The sequence below is a fragment of the Achromobacter sp. 10T422 genome (assembly GCF_056394065.1).
Genome location: NZ_JBFTHD010000006.1, coordinates 277,714 through 298,502, shown reverse-complemented (window position 1 = coordinate 298,502; position 20,789 = coordinate 277,714). Strand labels below are relative to the sequence as shown.

Annotated in this window: 17 protein-coding genes; 5 read left to right on the top strand and 12 right to left on the bottom strand. The window is 65.6% G+C overall.

The window, feature by feature from the left end; genetic code table 11:
• Genes urtD through urtA form a run of 4 tightly spaced genes read right to left on the bottom strand, consistent with a single transcriptional unit; the run spans position 1 to position 4,860 of the window.
• Positions 1–840, bottom strand: a complete 840-nt coding sequence (gene urtD / locus AC1DB0_RS17860) for an urea ABC transporter ATP-binding protein UrtD (RefSeq protein WP_054422614.1) — start codon at positions 838–840, stop codon at positions 1–3.
• On the bottom strand, positions 837–1,964 hold the full coding sequence (urtC, locus tag AC1DB0_RS17855) for an urea ABC transporter permease subunit UrtC (RefSeq protein WP_175170058.1): 1,128 nt from the start codon (positions 1,962–1,964) through the stop codon (positions 837–839). The genes urtD and urtC overlap by 4 nt, the downstream gene beginning before the upstream one ends.
• Positions 1,961–3,592, bottom strand: coding sequence for an urea ABC transporter permease subunit UrtB (gene urtB / locus AC1DB0_RS17850; RefSeq protein WP_476757971.1), 1,632 nt, complete (start codon positions 3,590–3,592; stop codon positions 1,961–1,963). The genes urtC and urtB overlap by 4 nt, the downstream gene beginning before the upstream one ends.
• 14 nt (positions 3,593–3,606) lie before the next feature.
• Positions 3,607–4,860 carry an urea ABC transporter substrate-binding protein gene (gene urtA, locus AC1DB0_RS17845; protein WP_054422611.1) on the bottom strand — a complete coding sequence of 418 codons (1,254 nt, stop codon included), beginning with the start codon at positions 4,858–4,860 and terminating at the stop codon, positions 3,607–3,609.
• 372 nt (positions 4,861–5,232) lie between these two features.
• Here urtA and atzF point away from each other — a divergent pair, with 372 nt between their 5' ends.
• From atzF to AC1DB0_RS17830, 3 genes are read left to right on the top strand one after another with little or no spacing between them, the layout of a single operon-like run.
• Entirely contained in the window at positions 5,233–7,065 is a 1,833-nt protein-coding gene (atzF, locus tag AC1DB0_RS17840; RefSeq protein WP_476757973.1) for an allophanate hydrolase, read from the top strand.
• A 41-nt stretch (positions 7,066–7,106) separates the two neighbouring features.
• The gene (gene uca, locus AC1DB0_RS17835; RefSeq protein ID WP_476757974.1) at positions 7,107–10,751 is read left to right on the top strand and encodes an urea carboxylase; all 3,645 of its coding nucleotides are present in this window, start codon (positions 7,107–7,109) and stop codon (positions 10,749–10,751) included.
• Positions 10,748–11,479, top strand: coding sequence for a GntR family transcriptional regulator (locus AC1DB0_RS17830; RefSeq protein ID WP_054422608.1), 732 nt, complete (start codon positions 10,748–10,750; stop codon positions 11,477–11,479). Before uca ends, AC1DB0_RS17830 begins: the two co-directional genes overlap by 4 nt.
• Positions 11,480–11,550: 71 nt before the next feature.
• On the opposite strand, the gene AC1DB0_RS17825 is transcribed toward AC1DB0_RS17830, so the two are convergent.
• The 5 genes from AC1DB0_RS17825 to AC1DB0_RS17805 all read right to left on the bottom strand — a co-directional run bounded on the left by AC1DB0_RS17825 (position 11,551) and on the right by AC1DB0_RS17805 (position 14,748).
• Positions 11,551–12,366 (bottom strand): anti-sigma factor family protein, encoded by an 816-nt coding sequence (locus tag AC1DB0_RS17825; protein WP_476757975.1) that lies wholly within the window; start codon positions 12,364–12,366, stop codon positions 11,551–11,553.
• A 1-nt stretch (position 12,367) separates the two neighbouring features.
• A complete protein-coding gene (locus AC1DB0_RS17820; RefSeq protein WP_054422606.1) occupies positions 12,368–12,880 on the bottom strand; it encodes an RNA polymerase sigma factor in 513 nt (170 codons plus the stop codon).
• Between the two features lie 30 nt (positions 12,881–12,910).
• Positions 12,911–13,279 (bottom strand): COG4315 family predicted lipoprotein, encoded by a 369-nt coding sequence (locus AC1DB0_RS17815; protein WP_054422605.1) that lies wholly within the window; start codon positions 13,277–13,279, stop codon positions 12,911–12,913.
• A gap of 96 nt (positions 13,280–13,375) precedes the next feature.
• Positions 13,376–13,840 carry a GNAT family N-acetyltransferase gene (locus AC1DB0_RS17810; protein ID WP_054422604.1) on the bottom strand — a complete coding sequence of 155 codons (465 nt, stop codon included), beginning with the start codon at positions 13,838–13,840 and terminating at the stop codon, positions 13,376–13,378.
• Positions 13,841–13,899: 59 nt separating this feature from the next.
• On the bottom strand, positions 13,900–14,748 hold the full coding sequence (locus AC1DB0_RS17805) for a LysR family transcriptional regulator (protein ID WP_476757976.1): 849 nt from the start codon (positions 14,746–14,748) through the stop codon (positions 13,900–13,902).
• Positions 14,749–14,809: 61 nt separating this feature from the next.
• On the opposite strand from AC1DB0_RS17805, the gene AC1DB0_RS17800 reads away from it, so the two are divergent.
• Positions 14,810–15,934 carry a 4-oxalomesaconate tautomerase gene (locus AC1DB0_RS17800; protein WP_476757977.1) on the top strand — a complete coding sequence of 375 codons (1,125 nt, stop codon included), beginning with the start codon at positions 14,810–14,812 and terminating at the stop codon, positions 15,932–15,934.
• Between the two features lie 97 nt (positions 15,935–16,031).
• On the top strand, positions 16,032–17,000 hold the full coding sequence (locus AC1DB0_RS17795; RefSeq protein ID WP_476757978.1) for a tripartite tricarboxylate transporter substrate binding protein: 969 nt from the start codon (positions 16,032–16,034) through the stop codon (positions 16,998–17,000).
• Positions 17,001–17,046: 46 nt separating this feature from the next.
• Here the strand turns inward: AC1DB0_RS17795 and AC1DB0_RS17790 are convergent, their stop codons facing one another.
• The 3 genes from AC1DB0_RS17790 to AC1DB0_RS17780 all read right to left on the bottom strand — a co-directional run bounded on the left by AC1DB0_RS17790 (position 17,047) and on the right by AC1DB0_RS17780 (position 20,742).
• Positions 17,047–18,426 (bottom strand): DUF1501 domain-containing protein, encoded by a 1,380-nt coding sequence (locus tag AC1DB0_RS17790; protein ID WP_476757979.1) that lies wholly within the window; start codon positions 18,424–18,426, stop codon positions 17,047–17,049.
• Positions 18,423–19,937 carry a DUF1800 domain-containing protein gene (locus AC1DB0_RS17785; protein ID WP_476757980.1) on the bottom strand — a complete coding sequence of 505 codons (1,515 nt, stop codon included), beginning with the start codon at positions 19,935–19,937 and terminating at the stop codon, positions 18,423–18,425. The genes AC1DB0_RS17790 and AC1DB0_RS17785 overlap by 4 nt, the downstream gene beginning before the upstream one ends.
• Positions 19,938–20,037: 100 nt before the next feature.
• Positions 20,038–20,742 (bottom strand): SDR family oxidoreductase, encoded by a 705-nt coding sequence (locus AC1DB0_RS17780; protein WP_054422599.1) that lies wholly within the window; start codon positions 20,740–20,742, stop codon positions 20,038–20,040.
• Positions 20,743–20,789 lie beyond the last annotated feature (47 nt).

Below are 20,789 nucleotides of genomic sequence, written 5' to 3'. Positions count from 1 at the left end.
TCAGCGCCCCAGATAGACTTCGATCACGCGCGGATCAGCCTGCACCTTGCTCATCGGTCCTTCGGCCAATACCGAGCCTTCGTGCAGCACCGTGACTTTGCCGTCGCCCGCAATCTGGTTGACGAAGTCCATGTCGTGTTCCACCACCATCAGCGAATGGCGTCCGCGCAGTTCGTTCAATAGTTCGCCGGTGCGTTCCGTTTCGGCGTCGGTCATGCCGGCGACCGGTTCGTCCAGCAGCAGCAACTGCGGCTCTTGCATCAGCAGCATGCCGATTTCCAGCCATTGCTTCTGGCCGTGCGACAGCAGGCCAGCGGGCCGCCACACCTCGGGGCGCAGCCGGATCAGGTCCAGCGTTTCGCCGATCTTGTCGGCCTGCTCGCCCGTCAGCCGTGAGAACAGCGTGGGGCGCACGCGCTTGTCGGTCTTCATGGCCAGCTCCAGGTTTTCGAACACCGTGTGTTGTTCGAACACCGTGGGCCGCTGGAATTTCCGGCCGATGCCGGCGTGCGCAATCTGCGCTTCGTTCAGCGAAGTCAGGTCGATGCTTTGGCCGAAGTAGGCGGTGCCGGAAGTGGGCCGCGTCTTGCCGGTGATAACGTCCATCATCGTTGTCTTGCCCGCGCCATTGGGGCCGATGATGCAGCGCAATTCACCCACGCCAATGTCCAGCGTCAGGTCGTTTAAGGCCTTGAAGCCGTCGAAGCTGACGGTGATGCCTTCCAGGTACAGGATGGCGCCGTGGCTCGTGTCCAGCCCTTTGGGGCTGACGCGGCCATAACCGGCGTTGCCGCTGGGGCCGCCATCCAGCATGGCCGATTCGGTGTGCGTGCTGGTCATGCCTTCTTCTCCTGAAAGCGTGCCGCAATGCGGCGGGCCAGGCCGACGATGCCGGTGGGCAGGAACAGCGTGACCAGCACGAAGATCAGGCCCAGCGCATACAGCCAGAATTCCGGCAGCACGCTGGTGAACCAGGTCTTCAAGCCGTTGACCGCACCCGCGCCGATGATGGGGCCGATCAAGGTGCCGCGCCCGCCGGTGGCCACCCAGATCACCATTTCAATGGAAGTCTCGGTCGACATCTCGCTGGGGTTGATGATGCCGACTTGCGGCACGTACAAGGCGCCTGCAATGCCGCACAGCACGGCCGACAAGGTCCAGACGAACAGCTTGAAGCCCAGCGGGTCGTAGCCGATGAAACGCAAGCGGCTTTCGGCATCGCGCACCGCCGTCAGCACGCGGCCCAGCTTCGATTGCGTGACCATGCGCGCCAGGATCAACGCGCCCGCCAACGCCGCCAGCGTGATCCAGTACAAGGTGGCGCGCGTGCCGGGCGCGGTGATGTCAAAGCCCAGGATGCGCTTGAAATCGGTAAAGCCGTTGTTGCCGCCAAAGCCCGTGTCATTGCGAAAGAACAGCAGCATGGCGGCGAACGTCAGCGCCTGCGTGATGATCGAGAAGTACACGCCCTTGATGCGCGAGCGGAAGGCGAAGTAGCCGAACACAAAGGCCAGCACGCCTGGCACCAGCACGACGAGCAGCATCGCGTACCAGAAGTGTTCGGTGAAGGACCAGTACCAGGGGTAGCTTTTCCAGTCCAGGAACACCATGAAGTCGGGCAGGTTGCTTTGGTAGACGCCGTCGCGGCCGATGGCGCGCATCAGGTACATGCCGTGCGCATAGCCGCCCAGCGCAAAGAACAGGCCGTGGCCCAGCGACAGGATGCCGGCGTAACCCCACACCAGGTCAAGCGCAAGCGCGGCCATCGCGTAGCACATGAACTTGCCCAGCAGCGCCACCGCATAGGCCGACACATGCAGCGCGTGGCCGGGCGGGAAGACAAGATTCAACAGCGGCAGCAAGGCCAGCAGCGCCACGGCCACGGCCAGCGCCGTCCAGACACGGCCCGAAAAAAGAGGGCGGCGGGCCAGCAGGTTCAGATCGGTCAGCGCGGTCTGTTTCATTCAACGCTCCGGCCGCGGGGGGCGAACAGGCCTTGCGGCCGTTTTTGGACGAACAACACAATGAGCACCAGGATGGTGATCTTGGCCATGACGGCGCCCGCGTAGGGCTCCAGGAATTTGTTGACGCCGCCCAGGCCCAGCGCGGCGATCACGGTGCCGGCCAGCTGGCCAACGCCGCCCAGCACCACCACCATGAAGGAATCGACGATGTAGCTGCGGCCCAGGTCCGGCCCCACGTTGCCCAGCTGCGACAACGCCACGCCGGCCAGCCCCGCAATGCCGGAGCCCAGCCCGAAAGCCAGCATGTCCACCCGCCCGGTGGGCACGCCCACGCAATCAGCCATGCGGCGGTTCTGCGTGATGGCGCGCACGAACAGCCCCAGCCGCGTGTGGTTCAGCAGCACCCACACCAGGAACACCACGAAGAAGGCGAAGCCGATGATGACGATCCGGTTGTAGGTCAGCACCAAGCCGCCCAGCACCGTGAAGCCGCCCGACATCCAGCTGGGGTTGCCCACTTCCACGTTCTGCGCGCCGAACAGCGTGCGCACGCCTTGCATCAGCATCAGGCTGATGCCCCAGGTCGCCAGCAGCGTTTCCAGCGGCCGGCCATACAGCCAGCGGATGACGGTGCGTTCCAGCGCCATGCCCACCAGCGCCGTCACCACGAAGGCCAGCGGCAGCGCGGCCACCACATACCAGTCGAGCCAGCCTGGCAGCCACGCGCGAAACAGCGTCTGCACCACGTAGGTCACATAGGCGCCGATCATCAGCAGTTCACCGTGCGCCATGTTGATGACGCCCATCAGCCCGAAGGTGATGGCAAGACCCAGCGCAGCCAACAGCAGTACGCTGCCCAGGCTGATGCCGTAGAAAAGGTTGCCGGCCCATTCGATCGTGGCCAGATGCCGGTCAATCTGCTTGAGCGCGTTGGTGGCGGCTTCGCGCACGCTGGCGTCGGGTTCGGCAAATGCGCCATCGCGCTCCTGCGTCAGCGCGGCCAGCGTCGGGCGGAAGGCCGCGTTGCGTGTGTTGCCCAGCAGCTCGACCGCATGGCGGCGCTTGGCGGGGTCGGCGCTTTTCAATTCCAGATTGGCCTGCGCGATCAACAACGCATCGCGTACGGCCTCATTTTTTTCAGACGCCAGCGCCTTTTCCAGCATGGGCAAGCGGGCGGGGTCGCCCGTCTGCTGCAGCCGGCGCGCGGCGTCCAGACGTTCGTTGGGCTTGTCCGAGAACAAGCGGGAACCGGCCAGCGCGGCCTCGATGGCGCGGCGCAGGCGGTTGTTGATGCTGACGGTGCCGGAACCCGAAGGCAGGTCCACGGCCGCGCCGGTGACGGGGTCGGTGGCGCGTGCGCTACCGTCGCCAATCAGCACGCGCCCGTCGGCGGTGGCATAGAGCTGGTCATTGCCCAGCGCTTGCAGCACCGCCGCCGCGGCGGGCTCTGGCAGTTGGCCCAACGCGGCAATCGCTTGCAGCTTGGCGTCGGTGTCGTCGCCGGCCAGCGGCGCAAGCAAGGCCGGGTCCACGCCGGCCGCTGCCGCAGGCGCGGCCAGCAGCGGCATGGCAAGCAGCCACGCAAGAAGGGAACGACGCAAGAAGTGTGCGATTGCCGCGATGTGCATGGCTGCTTTTCCGCTTAGAGGCCTTGCTTGCCTTCGTTACCCGGGATGTACGGGCTCCAGGGTTGAGCGCGGATCGGGCCCTTGCTCTTCCACACCACGTTGAACTGGCCGTCCGCCTTGATTTCACCGATGTAGACCGGCTTGTGCAGGTGGTGGTTGGTCTTGTCCATTTCGATGGTGTAGCCGTCAGGCGCGTTGAACTTCTGGCCGCCCATCGCCGCAATCACCTTGTCCACATCGGTGGTCTTGGCTTGCTCCACCGCCTGCTTCCACATGTAGATGCCGACGTAAGTGGCTTCCATCGGGTCATTCGTCACGACCGTGCTGGCGTTCGGCAGGTTCTTGGCCTTGGCATAGGCCTTCCACTTCTTGATGAATTCCTCGTTGACCGGGTTCTTCACCGACTGGAAGTAGTTCCACGCGGCCAGGTGGCCCACGAGCGGCTTGGTGTCTACGCCGCGCAGTTCTTCTTCGCCCACCGAGAACGCCACGACCGGCACGTCGGTGGCCTTCAGGCCTGCGTTGCCCAGTTCCTTGTAGAACGGCACGTTGGAGTCGCCGTTGATGGTGGAGATGACGGCCGTCTTGCCGCCGGTGGCGAACTTCTTGATGTTGGCGACGATGGTCTGGTAGTCGGAATGGCCGAAGGGGGTGTAGACCTCGTCGATGTCGCTGTCTTTGACGCCCTTGGAATGCAGGAAGGCGCGCAGGATCTTGTTGGTCGTGCGCGGGTAGACGTAGTCAGTGCCCAGCAGCACGAAGCGCTTGGCGCCGCCACCGTCTTCGCTCATCAGGTATTCAACGGCGGGAATCGCTTGCTGGTTGGGCGCGGCGCCCGTGTAGAACACGTTCTTCTCAAGCTCTTCGCCTTCGTACTGCACCGGGTAGAAGAGCAGGCCGTTCAGCTCTTTGAACACCGGCAGCACCGACTTGCGCGACACCGACGTCCAGCAGCCAAACACCGCCGCCACCTTGTCCTGCGACAACAGCTGACGCGACTTCTCGGCAAACAGCGGCCAGTTCGAGGCCGGGTCCACCACCACGGCTTCCAGCTTCTTGCCCATCACGCCGCCGTTGGCGTTGATTTCGTCGATGGTCATCAGCGCGACGTCTTTCAATGACGTCTCCGAGATGGCCATGGTGCCCGACAGGGAATGCAGGATGCCGACCTTGATGGTGTCTTCGGCGGCAAATACCTGAGGCATCCATCCGGACATGGCCAACAGGCTCACGGCGGTCAGTTGCTTAAGGGCTAGTCTGCGTTTCATGGTGACTCCTGGATGGAATGTGCCGGCTTGGCCGGCAGGAACGATCTGAACAACACCCGACAACCTGGACATCAAAGCAAAAGGCATGCCAAGTGCGCGGCAGGGGGCGCGCCGCTGTATGAAGAGGGGGTGTTTACGTGAATGCGTGCGGCGTGTTTGCGCAGCGGCTGGGCGGTTCAAAACCGTGCTGCATGCACAAAACAGGTGCGCAGCTTGCCCGTTTGCGGTGCGCGCGATGCGACGAGGCGATGGTGCGGGAACGGGGTTCGGTGACGTCTACCCGGGGGTTCCAGAGGGAAAGCGAAAAAGCCCGCCAACATGGCACGGCGATTGCTTGGGTATCCGTACTTGTATACAAGAAAGGATTCCAGCATGAATGCCGCAGCAACGCAGAAAAGCCCCGTCGGTTGGACGATTGCGCAATGGCAGGCCGCCTATCGGGAAGACGGCGCGCAGCCCGATGTGCTGTTGGCCGCTTATGCAGACACCCCCGATGGCCCCGCCGACAACGCCTGGATTCAGCGGGTTGACCGCGCCACGCTGGACGAACAGCTGGACGGCCTGCGGCTGATGCTGGAGGCCGTGGGTGGCGACATGGCGCGCTTGCCGCTGTATGGCGTGCCGTTCGCCATCAAGGACAACATCGACGCGGCCGGCTGGCCCACGACCGCCGCCTGCCCCGAATTCGCGTACACGCCGGGTGAAGATGCCACCGTCGTGCAGCGGCTGCGCGCGGCCGGCGCCATCCTGATCGGCAAGACCAATCTGGATCAATTCGCGACCGGGCTCGTCGGCACGCGTTCGCCGCACGGTGCGGTGGCCAACACGTTCAACCCCGAGTACGTCAGCGGCGGTTCCAGCTCGGGCTCGGCCTCGGTGGTGGCGCGCGGCATCGCGGCGTTTTCGCTGGGCACCGACACGGCGGGCTCGGGCCGCGTGCCGGCAGGTTTCAACAACATCGTGGGGCTGAAGCCGACCAAGGGCTGGCTCAGCACGGCGGGCGTGGTGCCTGCGTGCCGCACGCTGGATTGCGTGTCGATCTTTGCGCTGACGGTGGCTGACGCCGAACTCGTGGCCGACGTGGCGGGCGGCTTTGATGAGCGCGACCCGTATTCGCGCGCCATGCCAGCCGGCGCATCGCTGCCGTGGCCGCGTGCGCCCAAACTGGCGGTGCCTGCCACGCTGGAATTCTTCGGCGACACCCAAGCCGCTGCCGTGTTCGAAGACGCCGTGCGCGCGCTGAAAGACACGGGCGCAGAAGTGGAGGCGATTGACTTCACGCCCTTCAATGAACTGGCCGCGCTGCTGTATCAAGGCCCGTGGGTGGCCGAGCGTTTCGCGGCCGTTGAAGCCTTGTGGAAAGCCACGCCAGAGGTCATCAACCCCGTTGTGCGCGGCATTGTCGAGCAGGCGGCGAACTACAACGCAGTGGACGCGTTCAAGGCCGAGTACCGCCGCGCGGAACTGACGCGCCAGATTCATCAAGCGCTGGCGGGGTTCGATGCGCTGGTGGTGCCGACGTCGCCGTCCATCTACACCATTGCCCAATTGCAGGCCGACCCGGTCACGCTGAATTCGCGGCTGGGCGTGTACACCAACTTTGCCAACCTGGCGGACTTGTCGGCGTTGGCGGTGCCGGCGGGCATGCGCGCCGATGGCTTGCCGTCGGGCATCACGCTGATCGGCCTGGCCTGGCAAGACCACGCGCTGGCGCAGTTTGGCCGCCTGTGGCAAGCGCAACGCGGCCTGCCGCTGGGCGCAACCGGTGCGCCGTTGCCCGCGGGCGTGGATGCCGCCAAGCCGCCTGCCGACACCGTGCGCGTGGCGGTGGTGGGTGCGCACCTGACGGGCATGCCGCTGAACCATCAACTGACCTCGCGCCATGCCGTGCTGGTGGAAAAGACCCGCACGGCGGATGACTACCGCCTGTATGCGCTGGCCAACACCACGCCGCCCAAGCCGGGGCTGGTCAAGTCCGAGTCCGGCGCGCCGATTGACGTGGAGCTTTGGGATGTGCCGGTGACGGCATTCGGCGCGTTCGTGGCCGAGATTCCCGCGCCGCTGGGCATCGGCACGCTGGAGCTGGAAGACGGCCGGCTGGTCAAGGGCTTCATCTGCGAGCCGCGCGGCCTGGATGGTGCGCGCGACATCACCGCTTTCGGCGGCTGGCGCGCCTACCTGGCCAGCCTGAATGTTGCCCGCTGATCTCCGATAACCCTGTACGCAAGACACTTGGGAGCCGCATCGTGTTCGATACCGTTCTGATTGCCAACCGCGGCGAGATCGCCGTCCGCGCCATCCGCACCCTGAAGCGGTTGGGCATCCGTAGCGTGGCCGTGTATTCCGACCCGGACCGCAATGCCGCGCACGTGCGCGAGGCCGACGTGGCCGTGGCGCTGGGCGGCGAGAAGGCCGCTGACAGCTATCTGCGCATGGACTTGTTGCTGGCCGCCGCGCGTGAGCATGGCGCGCAAGCCATCTACCCCGGCTACGGTTTTCTGTCTGAAAGCGCGGAGTTCGCCGACGCCTGCGAAGCGGCGGGTATTGCGTTCGTCGGCCCCACGCCCTTGCAGATTCGCGAGTTTGGTTTGAAGCATCGCTCGCGCGAACTGGCGGCGGAAGCGGGCGTGCCGATGACGCCGGGCACTGGTCTGTTGGCCAGCCTGGGCGAAGCGCTGTCGCAGGCCGAACGCATCGGCTACCCGGTGATGTTGAAGAGCACGGCGGGCGGGGGCGGCATTGGCTTGTCGCGCTGCGAGAACGAGGCCGAACTGACGGTGGCGTTCGACAGCGTGCAGCGCATGGGCGAACATTTTTTCCGCGATGGCGGCGCGTTCATTGAGCGGTATGTGGATAACGCGCGGCACGTGGAAGTGCAGATTTTTGGCGACGGCGCGGGCCGCGTGCTGGCGCTGGGCGAACGCGATTGCTCGGTGCAGCGGCGCAATCAGAAAGTCATCGAGGAAACGCCCGCGCCCTTGTTGCCGGCTGCGACCCGCGCGGCGCTGCTGGCGGCCGCCGTGCAATTGGGTGAGTCGGTCAATTACCGCTCGGCCGGCACTGTGGAATTCATCTACGACCCGGCGCGCGACAGCTTCTATTTCCTTGAGGTCAACACGCGCTTGCAGGTGGAGCACCCGGTGACCGAAGCCGTCACCGGGCTGGACCTGGTGGAATGCATGCTGCGCGTGGCGGCGGGCGAAGCGCTGGATATCGACGCGATGTCGCGCGCGCCGCAGGGCGCCTCCATTGAAGTGCGCCTGTACGCTGAAGACCCGCTGCGCCAGTTCCAGCCGTCGCCAGGTGTGTTGACGGAAGTGTTCTTCCCAGACGGCGTGCGGGTCGATGGCTGGGTGGCCACCGGCACCGACGTGCCTGCTTTCTACGACCCCATGCTGGCCAAGCTGATCGTGCACGCGGACACGCGCGACGCCGCGCTGGACAAGCTGGCGGACGCCTTGGCGCGCACTCGCTTGCACGGCATTGCGACCAACCTGGATTACCTGCGCCAGATCGTTGACGACGAACGTTTCCGCGCGGGCAAGCTGTCCACGCGCTTTCTGGAAAGCTTCGCGTACCGGCCTGCGGCCATCGAAGTGCTGGAAGCCGGCACCTACACCAGCGTGCAGGATTACCCGGGGCGTGCGGGCTATTGGGATATCGGCGTGCCGCCATCAGGCCCGATGGACGACTACGCGTTTCGCGTGGCCAACCGCATCGTCGGCAACGCGCCAGATGCGGCAGGCATCGAAGCCACGCTCGTCGGACCCACGCTGCGCTTTCATGGCGACGCCATCGTGGCACTGACAGGCGCTGAATGCGCCGCCACGCTGGACGGCGAACCGGTGCCGATGTGGCAGCCCATCGCGGTGAAGTCGGGGCAGGTGCTGGCCACCGGCCGCGCGCTGTCGGGCTGCCGCAGCTATCTGGCCGTGCGCAACGGCCTGGACGTGCCGGTCTATTTGGGCAGCCGCTCGACCTTCGCCTTGGGCCAGTTCGGCGGACACGCCGGCCGCACGCTGCGCGTGGGCGACATGCTGCCGCGGGTGCGCCCGGAGCTGGCTGGCCAGACGGCCACGCCGCCCGTGGCGGAGCCGCAAGGCGCGCCCGCCGATTTGATTCCCGTCTATGGCAACACCTGGGAAATCGGCGTGCTCTACGGCCCGCATGGCGCGCCAGACTTCTTCCAGCCCGAAGCCATCGAGACCTTCTTCGCGGCGGACTGGGAAGTGCACTACAACTCGAACCGTTTGGGCGTGCGATTGATCGGCCCCAAGCCCACCTGGGCGCGCGAGAACGGCGGTGAAGCCGGCTTGCACCCGTCCAACATCCACGATTGCGAATACGCGATTGGCAGCATCAACTTCACGGGCGACAGCCCTGTGATTCTGACGCGCGACGGCCCCAGCCTGGGCGGCTTTGTCTGCCCCGTCACGATTGCGCGCGCCGAGCTGTGGAAGGTGGGCCAAGTGAAACCGGGCGACCGCATCCGCTTTGTGCGCATCGACTATCCGCAGGCCGTGGCATTGGAAGCCGCGCAGGATCAAAGCGTGGCGGCCTTGTCGTCCGTGGCGCCCGCTGCGACGGCCCCGTCACCGGTGCCGGCGACGGTGTCAGAGACGATCGTTGCCGCGCTGTCGGCGGAAGGCTCGCGGCCGTCGGTGTCGTACCGGCAAGCAGGTGACGGTTATCTGCTGCTGGAGTACGGCGACAACGTGCTCGACCTGGCGCTGCGCATGCGCATCCATTTGCTGATGGAAGCGCTGAACGCCGACCCCATCGCGGGCGTGCATGAGCTGTCGCCGGGCGTGCGTTCGCTGCAAATTCGTTATGACAGCCGCCAGATTCTGCAAGGCGCGCTGATTGCGCGGCTGCTGGAAATCGAAGCCGGGCTGGCCGATGTGGCTACGCTGAAGGTGCCGACGCGTGTCGTCTACCTGCCGATGGCATTTGAAGATTCGGCAACGCTGGGCGCCGTGCAGCGCTATCAGGAAACCGTGCGCGCCAACGCGCCCTGGCTGCCGAACAATGTGGACTTCATCCAGCGCATCAACGGGCTGGCCAGCCGTAACGACGTGCGCGATATCGTGTTCGACGCCAGCTACCTGATCATGGGGCTGGGCGATGTGTATCTGGGCGCGCCCTGCGCGGTGCCGATCGACCCGCGCCATCGTCTGTTGACGTCCAAGTACAACCCCGCGCGCACCTTCACGGCCGAAGGCACGGTGGGTATTGGCGGCGTGTACATGTGCATCTACGGCATGGATTCGCCGGGCGGCTATCAACTGGTGGGCCGCACCTTGCCCATCTGGAACAAATTCCTGAAGAACCCCGTGTTCCAGGACGGCAAGCCGTGGCTGCTGCGCTTCTTTGATCAGGTGCGCTTCTATCCGGTGACCGAAGCCGAGCTCGACGTGTTGCGCGAAGACTTCCGCGAAGGCCGCGCCACGGTGCGCATCGAAGAAGAGGTGTTCGACTTCGCCGCGCACCAGCAGTTTTTGGCCGAGCAGGCGGACAGCATCGCCATATTCCAGAAGCGCCAGAAGAGCGCGTTCGACGCGGAAGTGGCCTTGTGGAAAACCGAGGATGTTGCGGCGGAGCAGACCGCCCTTGAACCCGAAGCCGAAGCCGAGACGGCGTTGCGTGACGGCGAACGCCTGGTCAGCGCCGACATGTGCGGCAACATCTGGAAGATTCCCGTCCAGGTGGGGCAGAGCGTGTCGGCGGGCGACACGCTGGTGGTGGTGGAAGCCATGAAGATGGAGCTGTCCGTCATCGCGCCGTCTTCGGGCATCGTCACCGCGATTCGCTGCGTGCCGGGTAAACCGGTCAATGCTGGCGACCCGCTGGTGGTGCTGGCAGAAGACGCGACCTGCGCCGTGGCGGGATGATGCGTCTGGAATCCGTGCAGGTGAGCCCGGCAATCCGGCAGGCGCCAGCGCTTGCCGGGTCGCTGGCGGATCAGGTCTATCAGCGCATCAAGGACGACCTGTTCGACTTCCGCATGCTGCCCGGAGAACGCTTCACCGAAGCGGATCTGGTGGCGCGTCTTGGGGTCAGCCGCACGCCGGTGCGGCTGGGCCTGGCGCGGCTTGAGCGCGAAGGTTTCGTGCTGGCGCGCCCGCGCAGCGGCTGGCAGGTGCGGCCGTTCGACTTCGAGCGCTTCGAAGCCCTGTACGACGTGCGCGTGGTGCTGGAGCAGGCGGCGGTGGATAAGTTGTGTGGGCGCGAAACCATGGATGAGTCCGGCATTCTGGGCGCGTTGAAAGACGTGTGGCTGGTGCCGCCGCCGCAACGCATTCTGGATGGGCGGCTGGTGGCGCAGCTGGATGAGGCATTTCATTGTTCATTGGTGGCGGCCGCCGGCAACCCGGAGATGACGCAGATTCACCGCGACGTCACGGAGAAAATCCGCATCGTGCGGCGGCTGGACTTCACCAAGGATTTTCGCGTGGATGCCACCTACGATGAACATGCCGCGATCCTGCGCGCGGTGCTGGCGCGCCGGGGTGATGAGGCGGCGCGGATGCTGCGTTCGCATATCGAGATGAGCAAGGCCGAGGTGCGGAAAATTACGCTGCACATGCTGCATGAGGCGCGGGAGAAGGGCGGCGGCTGATGGGGCGGAAGCGACGGCTTGCGTGCCTGGAATCGTCGTTCAACACGCGGGTGCCGAACGCACGCCGTTCTTCACCCCTGCAATTGCTTGTAGACCTCTTCTGACACGCGCTGCAATTCATCCCGGCTGACCGCGCCAGACAGCGCGTAGCCGAACTGCCCCTCTACCCAATAAAACACCCGCACCGGCCCTTCCTGCGTGAACTGAAACGCCGTCTGTCCGCCTGCGGCTTCTCGCGTCACATAAAGCGTCAGGCGCTGGCCATCTGCCGCGCCGTACATGAATTGCGCCACCGGCCCGGAACCGCCGGGCAGCAAGCGCCCGCCCACCAGTTCATAACCGGCCTTTGACAAGGACGGCGCGCGCACCGGTGCGCCCATGCGCTTGGTCAACCACGTCACCAGGCCTTTTTCGTTATCGGCGCTGACTTCGACCGGGCGGCCCATGTCGGGCGCATACACGGCGTGCGCGATCGCCGCGCGTTGGGCATAGCCGCCCGCCGCGCGCTCGGGGCTGGCGATGGCCAGCACGGTTTGCAGATGCCGCGCGTCCATGGCCCCGCGCGTCATCCAGGCGGCGCTGGCGCTGACGGCGGCAATGGCCACGCCCGCCGCCAACGCGCGCCATGGGAATTCGCGGGCCGGCGGTTTCAACGGCAAACGCAGCGGTAGCGGCTCATCCAGCACCGGGTCGAGCAGGGCGTGCAACGCGCGGCGTTGCGCCTGCCAGTCGTTCACGCGGGTCTGGTCCTGCGGGTGCGCGGCCAGAAAGGCGTCAACCTCGGCGTGGCGGGCAGGGGGCAACTGGCCGTCTGCATAGGCATGCAGATCGGCTTCGGTAATGGGGGAACCCGTTGTCGGGATCGGATGCAGGTGTTTGTCGTTCATGTCATTTCACGCGATGCAGCCGGCTGACCGAGTCGCGTCCTTGCATCAGCGCGCCCAGCTTTTCACGGGCGCGCGACAGCCGGGACATGACTGTGCCAATCGGCACGTCCAGCACCTGCGCGGCTTCCTGGTAGGACAGGTCTTCCACGCAAATCAGCAACAGCACTTCCCGCTGCTCGGCCGGCAGGGCTTGCAGGCAGCGGTCCAGGTCGCGCACCTCCAGGTGATCGGTTTGCGTGGCGCGTACCGGCGCATCGGGCATGTCACCCAGCGCGGCCTGATCCGCTCGCCTGCCATTGGCGCGCACGCCGTCGATGAAATGGTTATGCATGATGCCGAACATCCAGGCGCGAAGTTCACCGCGCCGTTGCCAACGCGAATAGCGGCTCCATGCGCGCTCCAGCGTGTCCTGAACCAGGTCATCGGCCCGGTGCGGGTCGCCCGTCAGCCCGCGGGCATAACGCCGCAGGCTGGGGATGCAGGCGAGGATCAGGGCTTCGTCTTCGGCGCGCATGGTGGGATACGGCGGCGCGGGCGATCCGGATCAGGGCTTGATGACGTGCCAGACGTCCTTGAAGTTGTCACCGGTCTTGTCGCCCGGTTTCGTGTCCTTGGCGTACAGGTACACGGGCTTGCCCTTGTAGGCCCATTGCTTGGAGCCGTCGTCGCGGGTGATGACGGTCAGGTCGCCCATGGCTTTGGCGTCGGCGGGGGCGGCGACGGGCGGCCAGATCTTGGCGCACTGGTCGTTGCAGGCGCTCTTGCCTCCGGCGTCCTTGTCGAAGGTGTAGAGCGTCATGCCCGCGCTGTTGACCAGGACGCCGTCCTGGGTTTTGACGGCCTGGGCGTGGGCGCCGGCCGAGAACAGAGCGGCGGAACCAAGAACCAGGGCGGCGGCGATGTGTTTGCGCATGTTGTGCCTCGTAGATAGGAAAGTGGGGGAGACTGCCCTCTACAGACGCCAGCCGTTGCGGGAATATTCCCGTCTGGCCAAAAGAATTTGCAGAGTTCAGCCAACCGGCCGGACGGCGCCCGGCTCGTATCGCATTTCAAACTCCAGCTCGGTCTCCTCGATGGGGGTGAAGCCCAGCGCCGCGTACAGGCGTTGGGCGGGGTTGCCCTTGAGCACGCTAAGGGTGACGGGCGCGCCTTCGGCGTCGGCCTGGTCCAGCACGCCTTCCAGCAGGCGGCGGCCCAAGCCCTGGCCTTGAAACGCCGGGTCGATCTGGATCTGCACAATGCGCCAGCCGGCCGGGTCGCGGTAATGCTTGAAGAGGCCGGCAGGCCGGCCATCCAGCCAGACGATCTGGGCGTCGTCGAAGTGGTACCGGATGCGCGCCAGATGGTGCTCGTCATCCAGCGGCGCACCCGCGCGCTGCAAGTGTTCCTGCATGGTGGCTTTGCGCAGCGCCAGCAGAAAGGGCAGATCGTCGTCGGACGCGGGTTGTAAAGCCAGGGAGTGGGTCAGGGTCATGAGGCTAGGGGTTGGGGGCGGGCTTGCGTTTGGCCGACTTGCCGGCTTGATGTATCAGGTTATAGAGCTGTTGGGCGGCGGGCGATCAGCCCCAGCGTTCGCGTGACGCGCGGGTGTTCCAGCTTGACGCTGGTCAGCGTGGCGTGGCCCGCCTGCGGCATGGCCAGTTGCGGGACGGCGGCCACGCCCAGGCCGGCTTCCACCAGCCCCAGCAGCGTCATGATGTGGCTGACCTCGAATGCGCTGACCGTGCGTTTGCCGCTTTTGGCCAGCGCGTCGTCGATCAGCAGACGGTTTCCGCTTTCCTTGGCGACCGTCATGAAGCGTTCCTGCGCCAGCGCTTCCCACGACACGCTGCGGCGGCTGGCCAACGGATGGTCGCGGCGCACCGCCAGCACAAAGTCCTCGCGCAGCACCGCCTTGAAATCAACGTCGGGTTCCTGGGTGCCGAAAAAGCTGATGCCAAAGTCGGCGCGGCCGGTCACCACGCTGTTCAGCACGGTATTGGCGGTTTCGTCGATGATGCGCACGCGAATGCGGGGAAAGCGTTCGGTGTAGTCGCGGATGACGGACGGCAAAAAGTAATAGGCCACCGACGGCACGCAGGCCACCGTCACCAGCCCGCCCCGCTGCGCGGCCAGGTCGCCAATGCTGAGCACGGCGCTTTCCAATTCGTCGATGGCGGTGCGCGCGCGTTCAAGGAAGACGCGCCCGACCTGCGTCAACGCCACGCGCCGCGTCGTGCGTTCCAGAAGCCGCGCGCCCAGGATGCTTTCCAGCTTGTCGATACGGCGGCTGAGCGCAGGTTGCGACAGGTGCAGGTCGTCGGCGGCGGCGCGAAAGCTGGCGCGCTCCGCCACGGCCACAAAAGCCTGCAATTCCTGCAAATCAAAATTGATGCGTGCCATGCATTAATCCATCCGTAAGTTGCAATTCAAATAATAGCCGTGCCGTCGCAGAATGGCGTCCATGGAAACCGTAATCCCTTGCGTACTGATGCGCGGCGGCACGTCGCGTGGCCCCTTTTTCTTGGGCGACTGGCTGCCGGCCGACCCCGTCCAGCGCGACCAGCTGCTGCTGAGCGCCATGGGCTCGCCCCATGCCTTGCAGGTCGACGGCATTGGCGGCGGCAACACGCTGACCAGCAAAGTCGCGATTGTGTCGCGCTCGACGCGGCCTGATTGCGATATCGACTATCTGTTTGCGCAGGTGTCGGTAGACCGCGCCACGGTCGATACCCGCCCCAACTGCGGCAACATGCTGTCCGGCGCCGCGCCCTTTGCGATCGACGAAGGCTTGATCCCGGCGCGCCAAGGCGTGACCCCGGTTCGGGTGCACAACGTCAACACGGGCGCAATCATCGAAGCGGTGGTGCAAACGCCGGGTGGCCACCTGACCTACGAAGGCGACGCGCGTATCGACGGCGTGCCCGGCGCCGCGGCGCCCGTGCGTTTGAATTTTCTGGATGCCTGGGGCGCGGTCACGGGCAAGCTGTTTCCCAGCGGATTGCGCCAGGAAACGGTGGACGGTGTTGCGGTGTCGCTGATCGACGCCGCCATGCCCATGGTGCTGATGCGCGCCAGTGATTTCGGCCTGCGCGGCGATGAAACGCCCGCGCAGCTGGATGCCGACACCGCGTTGCTGGAACGCATGGAGCGTATTCGCCTGGAGGCGGGACGCCGGATGGGCCTGGGCGATGTGTCCCAAAGCGTCATTCCCAAACCCGTGCTGCTGGCGCCGTCACATTCCACCGGCGGGCTGGCCTTGCGATCCCGCTATTTCACGCCGCGCGCGTGCCATCGATCGCATGCGGCGACGGGGGCCGTGGGGGTGGCAAGCGCCTTCCTCATGCCCGGCACCGTGGCGCACGATTGCGGCGGCCCGGCCGTGCAGACGGGCTATCGCAGCGTGCGGATCGAGCACCCGTCGGGCGCCATGGATATTGATGTGGAACTGGACCCAGCAAGCGGCGTTGTGCGCGCGGCCGGCCTGGTGCGCACGGCGCGCAAGATCATGAAGGGCCTGTTGTACGTGCCGGGCCACTATGTGCTGGCAGGCGCGCAGCGCAACCAGGAGGTGCGCGCCGCCGCCTAGTTGCGGCGGACCACGCACGCGATACGTCCTGACCTTTGAAGCGGCCCGCAAAAAGGCCTCTTACACAAAAACCAATGATCCCTCTGGAGACAAAATCATGAAGTGCCATTCCCTGAAAACCGCCTGCGCGGCAGCCCTGCTGCTGGCGCTGAGCGCAACGGCGCAAGCCGCCTATCCTGAACGCCCGATTACGCTGGTTGTGCCTACCGCAGCCGGTGGCGGCAACGATGTGCTGGCACGCGTGGTCGGCCAGAAGGTGGGCGAACTGCTGGGGCAGACCGTCATCGTCGTGAACAAGCCTGGGGCGCAGGGGGCCATCGCCTCTGACTACGTGGCGCGCCAGCCCGCTGATGGCTACACCTTGATACTCGGCTATATCGGCACGCACGGCATCAACCCCGCCATGCAGAAGCTGAACTACGACCCGGTCAAGGACTTCACGCCGATCGGCATGGTGGCGGATTCCCCCACCATCATGGTCGTGACCAGCCGCTTGCCAGTGCACGATGTGGCGGGTCTGGTGAAGTACGGCCATGACCATCCCGAGGGGCTCAGTTTTGCGTCCGCCGGGCCTGGCACCGCGCCGGCGATCGCGGGGGAACTCTTCAACATGGCGACGGGTACACAGATGCTGGACGTGCCGTACAAAGGCTCGGCGCCTGCTCTGACGGATACGCTGTCCGGCACCACGCAGGTGATGTTCCCCAGTTTGTTCAGCGTGTATCCGCACCTGAAGTCCGGCATGATCCAGGCGCTGGCGGTGGCGGGTGCCACCCGCACGGCGGCGCTGCCCGACTTGCCCACGCTGGCTGAAGCCGGTGTGCCGGGCGTGGACGTGCCGCAGTGGTACGCCATCTTCGCGCCGGCCAAGGCGGACGCCGCCGTGGTCACGACGTTGAACAAGGCGTTGAATCAGGCCTTGGCGGACCCGGCAGTCGTGAAGAAGATTGGCGAACAAGGCGCCGAGGTCCGCCACAGTACGCCCGCCGAATTGGGCGCGTTTATTGAAAGCGAAGCCGTACGCTGGAAACAGCTGGCGGCCACGCGGAAGTTGGCGGCCAGGTAGCCAGGCGTCGTCGTCTGTGATGCGGGGGCGGGAATGTGTTGTCGCATCATGCACTGGGCAGCAGCGCCAACCCATCCGCATCAAAGTGCTTCAAGTTCGGAAACACCAGCCGCAATTCGTCGCGGCCGGCGCCGAACCAGCGGCCTAGCGACGCGCCCAGCTGGTCCACCGCCAGCGTGGGCAGCAGGCGGCCGTTGTCGACGAAACCGGGGCCATCCAGGGCGATCTCGGGATGCGTGCCGTAGCTGCGGCCGCCATTGACCGCGCCGCCCAGCACCAGATGGTGCGAGCCCCAGCCGTGGTCTGACCCATTGCCGTTGGACCCCAGCGTGCGGCCGAACTCGGACGCCGTGAAGGTGGTGACCTGATCCGCCACGCCCAGCGTCGTCAACGCCTGCTGAAACACCGCCAAAGACTGCCCCAGTTCCCGCAGCAGCGCCGGGTGCGTGTCATTCAAACCGGTGTGGTTGTCATAGCCGTTCTGCGACACAAAGAACACCTGCCGACGTGCGCCCAAGGCTTGGCGCGCGCCGATGATGCGCGCCACGATCTTTAACTGCTGCGCCAGTGGCGAGCCGAAGTCGCCCGGCACCGCCACATCGGCCAGCGCGGCGCGCAAACGCGTGTCGGCATCAATGGATTGCGCGGCGATGCGGGATAGCTCGCGTTCCATCAGGTGCTCGCGCGGCTGCGTGATCAGTTGGCGTAGCAGCGCCGTGCAGGCGCTGGAGCCGTACATGTCGCGGTGCAGCAGTTCAATCAGCGTGGACCCGTTGATGCCGACGCGGTATCCGGCGACCTTGTGGCCAGCCAGCAGCACGGTGCTGCCGCCTGCCGTGATGCCGGTGAACGTGCGCTGCGCGTTGGCGCTGGCGAACAAGTCGGTGAGCCGGCCGCCCCAGCCGGATGACGCGCCTTCGGGCGCCAGCGCCTGCCAATACGATTGCTGGTCGTTATGCGAAAACAGCTTGGGCGGCAACGGCACGCGGGCGCTGATGTATTCCGCTTTGGTGGTGGGAACCACCAGTGGCCCCACATTCAACAGCACCGCCATCTGGCCGTTTTCGTACAGCGGTGCCAGCGGGGCCAGCGCGGGCGCCAGCGCAAACTGCGCGCCGCCCGGCGCGGCCGCCTTGCCACGCAGCGCGGTGGCGCGCAGCGTGTCGCGCCGCAATGCGATGTCGGTGCGCGCCGCGGCGTAGGCGCGGTACGCGGCATCGTCAAACGGCACCAGCGTATTGAAGGGATCGTTGCCGCCATACAGGAACACGCACACCAGCGCCTTGTACGACGGCGGTGCAGACTGCGCTGCGGCGGCGCCCAGTGCCGCAAGGTTCAATGCCAGGGGGGCGGCTGCACCCGTCGCGCCCAAGGCGCAGGCGCGCAGCAGAAACGCGCGGCGGTCGGCATCGTGGGGCTGCGTCATTTCTGCACCAGGTATTCAGGGGTGGCGGCCACCAGCAATATCGCGGCGCGCACGCGGTCGCGCGGCCGGCTGGCGGGCAGGGTGGCGACGGCGTCGGCGATGCTGCGCGCCGTCTGCGCGCTGAACGCATCGCCCGCCAACAGCAGCACGATGCGTGCCACCAGCGCTTGCGGGTCGTTGGCCACGGCGATCTCTGGCGCGTATGACGTCTGCAAGTCTTCCCACCCCCGGTCGGCGTAGATCGCCAAAAAGTTCAGATAGCCCGCAATGCTGGTCTCGTCCGTGATCTGCATTTCTGGCGCCACCAGATGCCGCTTGGCCAGCTCGGTGACGGGCGGGGAATATCGGGGCCGGAAGAAGTTGAACACCGTGGCCGACCGCATCGGGCTTTGCGCCAGCCGGATCGTGTTGTCGGTGGTGTCGGGCATGGCCCACGCGCCATTGGTGGACGTGGCGCCGAAGGCGCGCGCCCAGCCCGAGAAACGCAGGATGGGTTCGCGCACCTTGCCCCAGGCGGGGTCGTTCAAATCGGGGTTGCGCGCTTCCGGGTCCAGCAAAATCGCGCGCACCACCGCTTTGAGGTTGCCGCGCACGCCCTTGCCGTCGTCATTGAACGCAGCCGACACGCGCGCCACATAAGCGGGGCTGGGGTTGCTGGTGACGAGCCGCTGGATCAGCTGCATGCCGATGAACGGCCCCACGTTCGGATGCGCACAAATGACGTCCATGGCGCGCTTGAGCGACAGATGCCCATCCGTGCCAGGCGGAATCACCGCGCCCAGGAAACGCTTTTCCGCCATCGAGTGCTGGGCGTTGTTCAGCGCCATGGGCCGCCGGTGAAATTCCACATCGGTCTCTGGCCCGTTGATGTCCCATCCCGTGAACACTTTCGCCAGCCCTTGCACGTCGGCGTTGTCGTACGTTTCGACGGGCGCGCCGTTTTCTTTGCGGACGGTGCCATCGGGCGCTAGCTCCAGCAGGCCGATGCTGAACAATTGCATGACCTCGCGCGCATAGTTCTCGTCGGGGTGGCGGCCGGTCTTGGGGTCTTCCTTGCGGTTGCCGCGATAGGTCAGCATGCAGCCCATCGACAGGTTCTTGGTGACGGCGGTCAGCAGCGTTTGATAATTGCCCAACGCGTGTTCCGCCAGCAAGTCCATGAAGCCCGCCGCGCCAAACAGCGGCCACGACGCGGTGATGGACTGCACCCCCACGACGAATATTTCCGACAGCGCAAACGCCACGCGCGTGCGCACCTGGTCGTCGGCGCTGATGAATTTGCGCCAGAGCGTGGATTCCAGCGGCGCATTGATGCCGTTGCCCTTGAAGGCCTCGGTGTTTTTCTTCTGTTGCAGCAGCCAGTCGAAATGCGTTTGCGACGGCGGCATCGCCAGCTGGGCATCCAGCCACGGGGCGTAGCCGTCGCGCACAACCGCATCAATCTGTGAGGGGGTGGGCCCGAAGGTGGCTTGCGCCAGAAAGCGCGACGCCTGGCCCGGGGTGACAGTCATCGCCAGCCTCTCGTCGAATGCGAAAAACTACGGTACTGAACCGCGCGGCGCGGTTCAATACGGTCATTCGGACGAGAGGCTTAGTCCATAAGCATGAGGCTCAGACCGAACGCGTGATGCCGCCGTCGATGCGGATGTTCTGGCCGGTGATGTAGGACGATGCGTCGGAGGCCAGGAAGGCGATCAGGCCGGCCACTTCTTCGGCGGTGCCGTAGCGGCCCATCGGGATGCGCACGCGGCGGTCTTCTTTTTCCGGCAGGCTGTCGATAAAGCCCGGCAGCACGTTGTTCATGCGCACATTGTGTTCGGCGTATTCGTCCGAGAAGACCTTCGTGAAGGCGGCCAGACCCGCGCGGAACACGCCGGAGGTCGGGAACAGCGCTTCGGGTTCAAACGTGGCGTACGTGGAAATGTTGACGATGGCGCCGGACTTCTGCTGCTTCATCACCGGGGCGACCAAGCGGGTGATGCGCACCACGTTCAGCAGGTAGAACTCCATGCCCAGGTGCCAGTCGTCATCGCTGATCTCAAGCAGCGGACCCTTGGGGCCGTGGCCGGCGCTGTTCACGACGGCATCCACGCGGCCCCATTTTTGCAGCGTGGTCTCGACCAGACGGGCCAGGTCTTCGGGCGAACGGTTCGAGCCAGTCACGCCCAGCCCGCCCAGTTCCTGCGCCAGCGATTCGCCCTTGCCGGACGAAGACAAAATGGCCACGCGGTATCCGTCGGCCGCCAGCTTGCGCGCCGCGGCGGCGCCCATGCCGCTGCCGCCCGCCGTCACGATCGCTACTTTTTCCGTGCTCATGCCTGCTCCTTTTCCGTGTGTTCGAGGCTCAGGCATTGTAGGGGTGG

What these genes read in the sequence shown, in the direction of transcription:
- AC1DB0_RS17815 (WP_054422605.1), bottom strand. Translation starts at nt 13,279, where the DNA reads ATGCGCAAACACATCGCCGCCGCCCTGGTTCTTGGTTCCGCCGCTCTG.
- AC1DB0_RS17795 (WP_476757978.1), top strand. Translation starts at nt 16,032, where the DNA reads ATGAAGTGCCATTCCCTGAAAACCGCCTGCGCGGCAGCCCTGCTGCTG.
- AC1DB0_RS17830 (WP_054422608.1), top strand. Translation starts at nt 10,748, where the DNA reads ATGATGCGTCTGGAATCCGTGCAGGTGAGCCCGGCAATCCGGCAGGCG.
- AC1DB0_RS17800 (WP_476757977.1), top strand. Translation starts at nt 14,810, where the DNA reads ATGGAAACCGTAATCCCTTGCGTACTGATGCGCGGCGGCACGTCGCGT.
- urtD (WP_054422614.1), bottom strand. Translation starts at nt 840, where the DNA reads ATGACCAGCACGCACACCGAATCGGCCATGCTGGATGGCGGCCCCAGC.
- AC1DB0_RS17810 (WP_054422604.1), bottom strand. Translation starts at nt 13,840, where the DNA reads ATGACCCTGACCCACTCCCTGGCTTTACAACCCGCGTCCGACGACGAT.
- atzF (WP_476757973.1), top strand. Translation starts at nt 5,233, where the DNA reads ATGAATGCCGCAGCAACGCAGAAAAGCCCCGTCGGTTGGACGATTGCG.
- AC1DB0_RS17780 (WP_054422599.1), bottom strand. Translation starts at nt 20,742, where the DNA reads ATGAGCACGGAAAAAGTAGCGATCGTGACGGCGGGCGGCAGCGGCATG.
- urtA (WP_054422611.1), bottom strand. Translation starts at nt 4,860, where the DNA reads ATGAAACGCAGACTAGCCCTTAAGCAACTGACCGCCGTGAGCCTGTTG.
- AC1DB0_RS17790 (WP_476757979.1), bottom strand. Translation starts at nt 18,426, where the DNA reads ATGACGCAGCCCCACGATGCCGACCGCCGCGCGTTTCTGCTGCGCGCC.
- AC1DB0_RS17785 (WP_476757980.1), bottom strand. Translation starts at nt 19,937, where the DNA reads ATGACTGTCACCCCGGGCCAGGCGTCGCGCTTTCTGGCGCAAGCCACC.
- AC1DB0_RS17805 (WP_476757976.1), bottom strand. Translation starts at nt 14,748, where the DNA reads ATGGCACGCATCAATTTTGATTTGCAGGAATTGCAGGCTTTTGTGGCC.
- urtC (WP_175170058.1), bottom strand. Translation starts at nt 1,964, where the DNA reads ATGAAACAGACCGCGCTGACCGATCTGAACCTGCTGGCCCGCCGCCCT.
- urtB (WP_476757971.1), bottom strand. Translation starts at nt 3,592, where the DNA reads ATGCACATCGCGGCAATCGCACACTTCTTGCGTCGTTCCCTTCTTGCG.
- AC1DB0_RS17825 (WP_476757975.1), bottom strand. Translation starts at nt 12,366, where the DNA reads ATGAACGACAAACACCTGCATCCGATCCCGACAACGGGTTCCCCCATT.
- AC1DB0_RS17820 (WP_054422606.1), bottom strand. Translation starts at nt 12,880, where the DNA reads ATGCGCGCCGAAGACGAAGCCCTGATCCTCGCCTGCATCCCCAGCCTG.